Here is a 10,560-nt window from a genome sequence, read left to right as displayed (position 1 = left end):
AAGCTGGTCTCCATCGTAGATACCAGCTTGAATCACGCTCAACGCGCGTTGGGAACCCCTTTTGTCAACACCGCCTAATGTCCCTAAGAACATTTCTCCAGGCATCGCTTAGTCCAGGATGCGAGCCGGAATGGCCGGGAAGGCTGGAACCAGCACCGGGGCTGATCGGCAGCTCAACCCGATTGTAGCCTGCATTGTTCTGATAATCGTTATTTGTCCAACGGTTGATATTTTCTCGAAACTCAAGGTAAACTGCTGTCGGCAAGACATGATGATTTTGTGTTCCAGGCATACTCGAACCCTCGTGTAATCTTTAAGAATCAGGAAATCAGCTTTCCGTAGAAAGCCGCGCGCGGAATGTCTTTGCTGTCGTCAGACCGGCCTCTTGCAAAGCATCGTGAAGCTTGTCTGAAAACAGGATGAGGTCCCTCTGATGTCCCTTCTCCCGCCATAGATTTGCGCCGTCATCAGCGTCCGGTCCAACGGTGATGCGTTTGGCGTTGAAATCGATCAGGCTGGTGCCTGTACTCCAATAGGTCGTAATGGTTCCGTCAGGCAACTTCTTAGGAAGCTTTGCCGGAGGCAAGTGCTTGATCGCGGATTCCGCATCGATCATCGTCTTGCGGACGGTCGTGATGTTCATCGCAAACCACTCTCCGAGAGGAGAAGAGCCATCCGGGAATTGCACATTGATGGAAAAGAACTGGTGAAGCCCTGGGTCGAGATCTTCGATGATCTGGCGGGCGGGATCCGAAACGACCCATTTACCGCTCGACCCCATGAACATATCGGGTAACGCCCTCGGCTTCTCATCAATAAAGAACTGTCGTGGCATTTCGTCCGCGGATAAAGAACGCGTGCCCTCTCCGAGCACAATGGAAACATCAAGGTATCGAGACCAGTCTGGATGTGGTTTCTGCGCCTCAAGGAACCAACCTGCTATCAGCACATTATCGTTCACGGAACGATTAAATACCCAGGTCACTTACTCAACTCCTTTACGAGCCATCTCCCATACTGTCGTGACTTATTAGGAAAAAACTTCCCCAACCGGATGCAGTCAGATCTGATATCAGATATTTTCACGCATGCATGGCATGAGCAAGATTGAAACATGACCGAACTCCAAATACCCTCTTTCACTGCAGTCGTCGTGGGGCCGAAGCTCAATCCCTCAATTGCTGACGAGATTCTCCGCCCCTGCGCCTTCCTTCGAAGGTTGCTATGAACTTGCACGCAATTGCAACAGGCATTCCGTACTTGGTCTTGCCCCCTGAACCTAGCAACTGTATCTTTTATTACGTCGGGGCGGCCCATTTTTGATGGCTCTTGCACAACGAATTGGCGATAGTGACCAGCTTTCTGGCGACGGCGGTGATGATAACCTTGTGCGGTTTTCCAGCCTTGCGGAGGCGATCTGCGAAGGATCTCAGGCTTGGGTTATGATGTGCCGCGACCAAGGCTGCTTGGAACATCACATGCCGGAGGGCACGGCGACCACCGGCGATGGCCCGTTTCCCGCGAAGAGTTCCACTGTCGTGCGCGACCGGGGCTAAACCAGTGAGTGCGGCAGCTTGTTCACCGGTGATAGTGCCGATCTCGGGCATTTCGGCGATCAGCATTGTGCTGGCAACCGGGCCGATTCCCGGGATCGAACGGAGAATACCTGCGGTCTCCGACAGGTGATCATCGCTCGCGATGGCCTGGGTGATCCTGTCTTCCAGTTCCTGGATCAGGATGTCGAAACGTTGCTTCAACTCAGTGTCGATGTCCTCGAACATTGCGGCTGTGCCGAGTTTCCGATGCGCGCGAAATTGGGCCAGCAGCCGTTTGCGCATCTCGACCAGCTGGGCTCGTTTTGACGTCAAAGCTCTGAGAATACGTAGTTTTTCTGCGGGAAGACTGCGCCCTGCTTCGGGACGGAAAGCAAAGAAACGTGCGATGAGTTCCGCATCGATCCGGTCGGTCTTGGCGCGCGTGCCTCGGCTTTGCGCAAACGCCTTCACCTGAGCGGGGGGGACCTGGCGGGCTGCAACACCTTCTGCCTCCAAAATCGCCCAGAGCTGCCATTCTTGACCGCCAGTCGACTCAAAACAGACTACAGCATCTCTGTCCCGGGCAAGATCCGCCACAACAGCATGACCTGCCGGAGCGTTTGGCACTCTGCAGCAATGCCCGTCGGGCAGGCAATGAAGGTCCAGCCAGTCGCGGCTAACATCTATGCCGATGACGCAGCCATGTGATAGATTGTCCATGCTCTCTTCCTTCTGGTGCGCGGTCCTGCAAAGGCCGCAATCAACTATTCGAGACGATGAAGAGAGGCGGTGCCGACAGGCTAGAAAACGTGGTCTTGCCACAAGGGTCAGACGTCGCGCACCACCCCGCCATCGGCCCTGGCCGGGGCCGGTGACGGGGCCAGTCTAGCAGAACGCAAATACAGAAGGGTCAGGATTCATAACCAGTAGATGACGACGGCTGCGAGCGCGATGGCCGAGAGGAAGACCTTGGGACACCTGTCGTATCGGGTTGCCACGCGTCTCCAGTCTTTGAGCCTGCCGAACATGATCTCGATGCGGTTTCGCCGCTTGTATCGGCGCTTGTCGTATTTGACCTGGGTTTTGCGTTGCTTTCGGCCGGGAATGCAGGCGCGTATCCCTTTGTCTTTCAACGCATCTCTGAACCAGTCTGCGTCGTAGCCTCGGTCTCCAAGTAGCCATTCGACCTTTGGCAAACCGCCCAGCAAAGCCCGTGCGCCGATGTAGTCGCTTCTGTGGTTGCCGCCCGTAGTGCAAGAAGCTTTTGACCATATTGGCGTGTGATCGAGTGCGAACTTCTGTGAGGCCTTCATGATACGGCGTTTCCAGAAGCCGCGGGCCGGGATGGTGATCAGCAGATTGGGTCCAAATCTGACTTTCGAGCTCAATGCTCGTAGCGACTAACTGGTTTTCCCAATCCAGATCTGTTCGATCATTTTGCCCATTCAGGTCGTCGTCTTCTCACACTCCCTCGGCACCGGCCCTAGCGGTTCGACATGAGCATCATGCCACGACCGCCATCGCCGGAACTCTGTAATCTTCATTCTTTGTCAGCATTGCCCAGATCTGGCGGGCCATCTTATTGGCGAGCGCGATCGCGACCAGCATCCTGGGTTTGCGCGCCAGCATGCGTGACAGCCAGCTGCCCTCCGTAATTGTGCGCTGTCCGAGCCAGTTAAGTCGCGACATTGCGCCGATAATCAACAGGCGTCTGATATCGGCTTGACCGGCCTTCGTCATGCGACCAAGGCGCTCCTTGCCTCCGGAGGAATGTTGCCGAGGAACAAGGCCCAACCAAGCCGCAAAGTTGCGCACGGTTTTGAATTCCACCATGTCGGGACCAAACGCTTCGACTGCAACGGCCGTCAGCGGTCCAACACCCGGCATCGTCTGTAGCCGGCGTGCTCTGTCTGACTGGATGGCCAGCGTCTTGAGCTTCGTGGTGCGCTCAATGATACGCGCGGTTTTCTCTGCGATCTGCCCGAGCAGGTCCAGGCATTCTTCGCGGATCAACGCGTGCAAGTGGACGGTCTCATCCTGCACAAGCGCCGTCATGCGATTGAGGTGGGACATGCCGACCGGAAACACATAGCCGTGCTCATACAGCAGAGCCCGTAAGGCGTTCACATCAGCGGTCCGCTGATGCACTAGGCGTTCCCGGCCGCGGAAGACCGCCGCGCAAGACTGCTGCTCGACTGTTTTGGACTCTGTTTGATCCCACGGTTTAGTGGTGCGATCTATTCGTCGGAATGGCGTTGTTGCAGAACTCTGGCCGTAAAGGATTCACATCACGAATCCATGCAGTTAGACGGTCTGCATGAGTGAACCCGCTCCCACCCGCTACCGCACGACGAACTGGTCCTACTACAACGCTGCGCTCCGCATGCGTGGATCGCTGCTGATCTGGCTGGACAAGGAGATGGCTTGGCACGCGACGCATGAGGGTCGCCCAGGGCGTCCGCCCGTCTTTTCGGACGCGGCGATCCAGTTCTGCCTGTCGATCAAGGTGCTGTTCAAGCTGCCGCTCAGGCACACTGCAGGAATGGTCGCCAGCCTGCTGCGCCTGGCCGGGCTGGACTGGCCCGTTCCGGACTACTCGACCCTGCGCCGCAGGCAGAAGACCCTGAAGGTGCAGGTCCCCTATCGCCGTGCTAGCGGGCCGCTGAACCTGCTGGTGGACAGCACCGGCATCAAGTTCCTCGGCGATGGCGAGTGGCAAGCCCGGAAGCATGGTGTTCAGGGACGACGCCAATGGCGCAAGGTGCATCTGGCGATGGATACGGCCACCTCCGACATCCGCGCGGTCGAGTTCACCCCCAGCCGGGAAGGCGATAGCCCCGTCCTGCCGGACCTGCTGGGCCAGGTCCCGGACGATGAAGACATCGGCACCGTTACCGCGGACGGTGCCTACGACACCCGCCGCTGCCACAGCGCCATCATCGCGCGCGGCGGCACGGCGATCATTCCGATCCAAAAGAATGGCCGACCGTGGAAGGAGGATTGCCCAGCCGCCCGAGCACGCAACGAAACCCTGCGCGCCACACGTCACTACGGCAGGGCGTTCTGGAAACGGTGGACGGGGTACCACGCCCGCAGCCGCGTAGAGGCCAGGATGCGCTGCCTCAAGTCCTTCGGCGAGCGCATCGCCGCGAGACACCCGGACCGCCAAACCGCCGAAATCCACATCCGCGTCGCTATCATGAACCGCTTCAACGCCCTCGGCACCGTCGAGATCGCCCGCGCGGCCTGAAGCTCAAAGGGGAAGTCACGCCTCAGGCCGTCTTTCTGCAACAACGCCGACCATGTTCAGGGGCTGACCAGCAACTGAGCGACCACTCTGCTGCGAACGGACTTCCGTCCGGGGACGGAACACTCTTCAGTTGATAGACGTGAGGTTGATATAGACGACTGGAGGACCCAATGAAATCTGCACCCGAAATCCTGCCTCGTATCTCTCAGGACAAAACCAAAGCCGGGCCGCACCTGGGTTGCTGCATTCAGCTCCGCCAGAAGTACAACTTCTTGATCGCTCTAGGGGTCTTCGGAAAGAAGGCAAATCTCCACACGGTTTGCCGACGCATGTATGAGACGACAACATTCCGGGAAACCAAGAACGACAAACGCAGTGGTGTGTCAAAGGCAGTTCAGACCATCAATGACGCGACGGCTTACGGCAGGCTGGACAATACCTGTAGAGAAGGTCCCAACTGCAAATCTCTGATCCGGGAAGAGCTTGATTTTCTGCGGCAATGCTTTGCAAGGCTGTTCGGCGACAATGCGATGGGGCACGTCTCCGATGAGTTTCTTCTCAATGGTACGATGTTTCAACTACTGAAGAGTTTGAACGGTGCTCAAATCGACCTGGATTGGGTGGACATCGATCCAATCCTTGCACTCGAAGCCGTAGCGCTGGCAGCAGACCCTTGTCTGACGATCGAGATCGAGAACTTCACGGGAACCCGTTGGAGCAAGCAAAATGGCGGGATTCAGCCGAAACCTCCAGTATATGCGACAGACGTTTTCACCACGGAAATGGAGTATCGCCTGTTTCTGGACGAAACCATCGCCCGCGAAAAGCCGATTGTGTTTGAGTTCTTTGGCGCAGGCGAGGGCCGAACAGAAGACGGGCGCCCTGCCCGCGCGCAAATTTTACGACATGTGGTGCGGTCCGATGATCGAGAAGGCCCCTGGCGCGTTTCCGAAGAGCGGAACCATTAAGCCGGATGAACACAGCATCGCGCTCATGTATGATGCTATTGAGGTTGGGAAACAACTGCTCCAGGCTCAATTTGTTTGGTCATTTTTAACAGATATGTTTGCTAGTGGAAATCCGGCTTTAAGGCGGCGCTCGTTGTCTATTCTCGACGCAGACGCCCCTCTAGGTCCGAAATGTCGCTGACTTCAATCAAGCACGACTATGAGATAGGCACCTCGGAACTAAATAGAACCAGCATCATATTGGCAGCCGCCGCGTTGACCACGAACCGAAGCATGTACCCGAAGGGCCTGAGCCGAAGGCCGCCAGAAAGCAGAGGCAGGCATGCACGATCCGATCTAAGCGCCTTGCTGGATCAATTTGACTGCGCAAAATCGCTTGACTGAGGTTGCCCCGTTACCGAAGCCCAGATCCTATATCCACCGATGTGGAAGCGCTCGATCCGCGAATGACATTATGTCAGATCTCAGTCCTACATCACATTCGAAGACCGCCTCCCAATTGCCTGACACATAACAACAGAGCGCAAACTATCTGACAGTCTCTAAATATTCACTTCCTGAAAGCGCGACTCGCAGCTATGATTTCCTCAGAAATCACTGTCCGAATGAGAACTCATCCAGGTAAGCGCGCATATGGATGAAGGAATGGTCAAGATTCCTCCATCTGAATGAGCTACCGGGCAGGGAGGCCCGGCAAACCACAACAGCGGCATAATAGCCGCAAAGGGACAGGGACAGAACATGTCTTTTTGTACAGAGCGGGAAATGACCGACCTCAACAGCAAGTTCAGCTTTGGTGGGGGCGGAGGTGCGGGAGCTATTCTCCGACGAGCAGCTACCCTGCCGAGCACATTCAAACCGGTGCTGTTTAAGAAAACCATCCCGATTCACACAGGATGTGGCACGTAATGAGTTCCCTCAAGACATTGTACGATGATCGCCCCTACATCGATGGCACTCCATCCAGATTGGATTTTTTTGTTCTCTCGGACAGCCGGTTAATCGATGACCTGGTGGCACTGGCGCATGTGGCGCATCAAGAAAGTCTGTTTTCTGAGTATCGGTTTAGTGGAGTGAAGGTCGAGAACGCGATCAAACACGCATTGGATGCTCCTTTGACACATGGGATTCTGATCGCGACGAAAGGCGACAGGGTCGTCGGTGCGCTCTACTGCACCGTTGGCGATTACTTTCTGTCAACCAATGCCTCGATGACAACGATTCGCGCGTTCTATGTTCGCAAGGACGAACGTCAATTCCTCGGGGGAGGTCGGGCGGCTCTCGGGTTGCTCAGTGGAGTGGAATCTTGGTCACGCACCCGAGGGATCGACAGGATCCTGTTTCATGTGACTTCAGGGGTCAATCTACACACGACCCACAGGCTCGCATGGCGAGCCGGGTTTCAAATGCTCGGGGGAAACTATGTTAAGACTTTGGGGTAAGAAGACGCCACTAGCCGGGAGAGGCCTGATGGCCACTCTATTTGCGCTTTTCTTCACTCTGTGCAATGGCAACCTTGCCCATGCCTGGCAGGAAAATTCACCAGGCTGTTTGCAGAATACAGACCTACTCGACTATAGGGTCGATGCAGAAGAACTTCCGACGCCGTGCTGGTCGGAAGGATATCTATTTGGGATGGGAGTATGGGGTGAAGGGTTCGTTCTCGCGCATCCGTTAGCTTCTTCAGATATCCAAGAGACACGTGACGTAATTCAAGCGTTTGATGGTGGTGGAGGATACTATCAGAATATTAGATACTATCTATTGATCGAATCAATGGATTTGGAGGATGTATCTAGCGAGTCCAGATTTAGCCTCCTACTTGCGGCGCTTTTGTCCATTGGCGATAGAAACCAAAGACGGTTTGACATTTATCGTGGATGGATTGTTCGTCAATTCATTCAGATTCCAAGCGTGGATGCAAGCTTTGCGATTGAACCTCTTTTGGGCTTTGCAAGGGCATATGGGGCATCCGCTCAGCTTGAAACCATCCAAGAATACAACTGCTTCGTTCGTTCGGATATCCATAATGTCGCGCCGGAGCGTGTTTTGGAATCTGTTATGTTTCGCTCATGTATGGAGAGCATCGCGCAATGACATTTTCAGTGAATTTCAATTCCGATGGATCGGTCTCCATGGACTTCGAGGGTTCCAGTTCAGCGCCCGCAGGTAGTGCTGCCGCAATCTTCGATGACGCATTAACCCTTCAAACCAATCACCTTACCGGAAGACTGGAGACAACCGGATACAGTGGTTCACGTGGTCTATCAGATATTGCATCGCTTCAGGTCGTTGTAGGCGCAAGAGTTATTGCAAGCAGAATGAACGACCTCGTTGAGGAGTTGCATTCTGACCCTAGCAATTCGTCGCTTCAGAATGAATATGACGATCTAAGGCAACAACTAGAAGCTCTTGAAATTGCCCAAGGAATGAGTTCGCCTTGGGATGGTCTCGCTGGCGGTTTCTACGAGATCATTGCGCAATCGACTTTGGACAACATCTTTTCTGATGCCCGCTCTTACGGCCTGACAACGCAAGAAAGCATCGATTTTGTTAACCAGGTCGTACTTGAGATTGCCACAAATGCTGCTCATGGCGGTCGTGTAACGCCCTATACCTATGATGAAGCATTGCTAGCACTTGATGGTGGTGTGTACCGTCTGGGCGATGAGCTCTATCTCATCGATGCCGATGGCGGGGGATTAATACCGGTCTCGGAGTACGATGGGGATACCGGTGACAACATTATCGGCGATGGATTTGCCTATGACTACACGAATGGCACTGGCACACAGCCATATGACGGAAATGGGCAGTTAATCACGGACCCGGATGGAGACGGTAACTATGCGCCGCCCACGTCTCCTCGACCCATCCCTCGACCCGAGGGGCTAGGAGAGACCCAAAGCGGACAGCCTGTTATTCTTGACCTTGACGGGGATGGTGACGAGTTGAAACCGCGGTGGGTATATGATCGAGCTCGAAAGTGGCAAACCCTATTAGCGGGCCGCGCTGGATGGTCCCGACAACAGCTGAGTCAATCTGTACGCCACCATCAGGCTCGCATGGCGAGCCGGGTTTCAAATGTTTGGAGCAAACTATGTTAAGGCCTTGGGTTAGCATTTTAGCATCGCTGGTAACATCGGTTTCGCTAACTATAGCAGTATCTAGCGCAGCCTTCGCTCAAGATGCAGATCGAATATCCGTTGATGCGTGCCCCAATGAGCAATGGAATACGGATGAGATATTTGAGTATCTTGCAGAATGGCGAGAGGGGAGCCGCGTATTGGATGGTGAGTGTATATCCGCGATCAACAGTATCTTGCCAAGGGAGTTTTTTTTCATTCTCCCATTTTCGGTAATGTATCATTGGGTTCAGGTGGAAGGGTATGATCAAACAGATCAATTCGAGAGATGGCGGAGACTGTTTGAGCTGGGTATTGCCAGCGGTCTCGTTGAAGGAGGAGATAACCGCAGGTACGCTGCGTATGTTCGAGTTCTGTATTTTGATGTCCTACCACTTAACCAGTTTGACATACGAAATCCTTATTCGATCGTTCTTCCGGACAGCCGCACTGAGGAGAGCCAGGGCTTAACTGCGGCTCGATGTTTTTTGCTCCTTGATGACGGAATTTCTGACGTTGATGGTATAATCCAGAGCTCCAGTTTTTCTACATGTATGACGGAGAATAATGATGAGCGGTAACGTTATATCTATATTGAATCTAAGTGATTTAACGATAGACGTTGATCATAGAGCAAACTCGGATGCGTCTCCCAGCTATAGCCTTGAAGAGTTTGGCGACATTTTGGATGCTCGCCGCAGCAATCTTCAAATATACACTGATCTGTATGTCGCCGTGTCAAGAGTGCGCGTTGAGAGAATTGAAGCCGCTGCTTTATTGGAGAACGACCCTGATAGGCGAAGCGAATTGGAGGAGCAAGCCCGTGACCTGGCTTTGGAGATTGAACTTGCGGAAGCTTCTATGCGATCTCAAGAACCCGGAAGCGGTGGTATTAGCTATTTGGAACAAGTGTATGCGGCCACTGAATATGCTGATCTTCATGATATCTCTATCGCAGAAGCGCTTGAGCTAGGGGCGGTTTATCTAGATGAGAATGGAAGGCCGCAGGCGTATTCACTAGAAGATGGAGATCCTGGCGACAATAACCCGGGAGACGGTTATGCCTATGACTACACTCTTGATCTAAGTGATGATTACGATGGATGGCTTCAGGAACAATCCACGAATAATGTGAATGGTGGTCCGTTGCCAAGCTCCCCCATTCCCATTCCAAACCCCTCGTATGGAGGAGAGACCCAAAGCGGAAAGCCGGTTATTCTTGACCTTGACGGGGATGGCGTTGAGATCGCGATTGATGGCGATGTGAGTTTTGACGTCGATGGCGACGGGTTTCTCGAACGGGGAAGCTGGGTCGCGCCGGATGACGGATTTCTGGTGATTGACCTGAACGCGGATGGAACCCGTGGTGCAGGCGATGGGGTCATCGACCAAGCGCGAGAATTGGGCTTTGCGCTATGGGGAGATGCAGGAGACACCGATCTGCAGGCATTGCGACGGGCCTTCGACAACAACAACGACGGACTTCTGAACGCGCAGGATAGTGTTTGGTCGGAACTTAGGGTCTGGCAGGATCTCGACCAGGACGGCGAGACAGATGCGGGCGAATTGCGCACTTTGGCGGATTGGGGGATCACTGAGATCAACCTGGGCTATGACGATGGCTCCGCCTATGCCGATACGAGCGATGATATCTCGATCTTCGGCAACACTCTGCACGGGCT

General features: G+C 54.3%; 11 protein-coding genes. 6 read left to right on the top strand and 5 right to left on the bottom strand.

Annotated features, from left to right (window positions below; translation table 11 throughout):
• Positions 1 to 64: 64 nt before the first annotated feature.
• From RBB16_RS20725 to RBB16_RS19715, 5 genes are all read right to left on the bottom strand, one after another.
• Complete coding sequence (locus RBB16_RS20725; RefSeq protein WP_371931271.1) at positions 65 to 292, bottom strand: AHH domain-containing protein; 228 nt, start codon at positions 290 to 292, stop codon at positions 65 to 67.
• 36 nt (positions 293 to 328) lie between these two features.
• On the bottom strand, positions 329 to 985 hold the full coding sequence (locus RBB16_RS19730) for an imm11 family protein (protein WP_306047745.1): 657 nt from the start codon (positions 983 to 985) through the stop codon (positions 329 to 331).
• A gap of 313 nt (positions 986 to 1,298) precedes the next feature.
• Positions 1,299 to 2,255 carry an IS110 family transposase gene (locus tag RBB16_RS19725; RefSeq protein WP_306047744.1) on the bottom strand — a complete coding sequence of 319 codons (957 nt, stop codon included), beginning with the start codon at positions 2,253 to 2,255 and terminating at the stop codon, positions 1,299 to 1,301.
• Between the two features lie 197 nt (positions 2,256 to 2,452).
• Entirely contained in the window at positions 2,453 to 2,848 is a 396-nt protein-coding gene (locus RBB16_RS19720; RefSeq protein WP_306047743.1) for an IS5 family transposase, read from the bottom strand.
• 190 nt (positions 2,849 to 3,038) lie between these two features.
• Positions 3,039 to 3,683: an IS110 family transposase gene (locus RBB16_RS19715; protein WP_371931270.1), complete on the bottom strand. Its 645-nt coding sequence runs from the start codon at positions 3,681 to 3,683 to the stop codon at positions 3,039 to 3,041.
• Positions 3,684 to 3,852: 169 nt separating this feature from the next.
• On the opposite strand from RBB16_RS19715, the gene RBB16_RS19710 reads away from it, so the two are divergent.
• From RBB16_RS19710 to RBB16_RS19685, 6 genes are all read left to right on the top strand, one after another.
• On the top strand, positions 3,853 to 4,785 hold the full coding sequence (locus tag RBB16_RS19710) for an IS5 family transposase (protein WP_306047742.1): 933 nt from the start codon (positions 3,853 to 3,855) through the stop codon (positions 4,783 to 4,785).
• Between the two features lie 170 nt (positions 4,786 to 4,955).
• Positions 4,956 to 5,753: a hypothetical protein gene (locus RBB16_RS19705; RefSeq protein ID WP_306047741.1), complete on the top strand. Its 798-nt coding sequence runs from the start codon at positions 4,956 to 4,958 to the stop codon at positions 5,751 to 5,753.
• Positions 5,754 to 6,661: 908 nt separating this feature from the next.
• The gene (locus tag RBB16_RS19700; RefSeq protein WP_306047740.1) at positions 6,662 to 7,195 is read left to right on the top strand and encodes a hypothetical protein; all 534 of its coding nucleotides are present in this window, start codon (positions 6,662 to 6,664) and stop codon (positions 7,193 to 7,195) included.
• Between the two features lie 28 nt (positions 7,196 to 7,223).
• The gene (locus tag RBB16_RS19695) at positions 7,224 to 7,850 is read left to right on the top strand and encodes a hypothetical protein (protein ID WP_306047739.1); all 627 of its coding nucleotides are present in this window, start codon (positions 7,224 to 7,226) and stop codon (positions 7,848 to 7,850) included.
• Positions 7,847 to 8,860 (top strand): hypothetical protein, encoded by a 1,014-nt coding sequence (locus RBB16_RS19690; RefSeq protein ID WP_306047738.1) that lies wholly within the window; start codon positions 7,847 to 7,849, stop codon positions 8,858 to 8,860. The genes RBB16_RS19695 and RBB16_RS19690 overlap by 4 nt, the downstream gene beginning before the upstream one ends.
• A gap of 588 nt (positions 8,861 to 9,448) precedes the next feature.
• Positions 9,449 to 10,560 (top strand): hypothetical protein (locus tag RBB16_RS19685; RefSeq protein WP_306047737.1); only part of this gene is annotated, 1,112 nt, incomplete at its 3' end.

The sequence above is a fragment of the Nioella sp. MMSF_3534 genome, from assembly GCF_030732985.1.
Lineage (GTDB): Bacteria > Pseudomonadota > Alphaproteobacteria > Rhodobacterales > Rhodobacteraceae > Nioella.
This window is presented reverse-complemented; position numbering and strand designations above follow the sequence as displayed.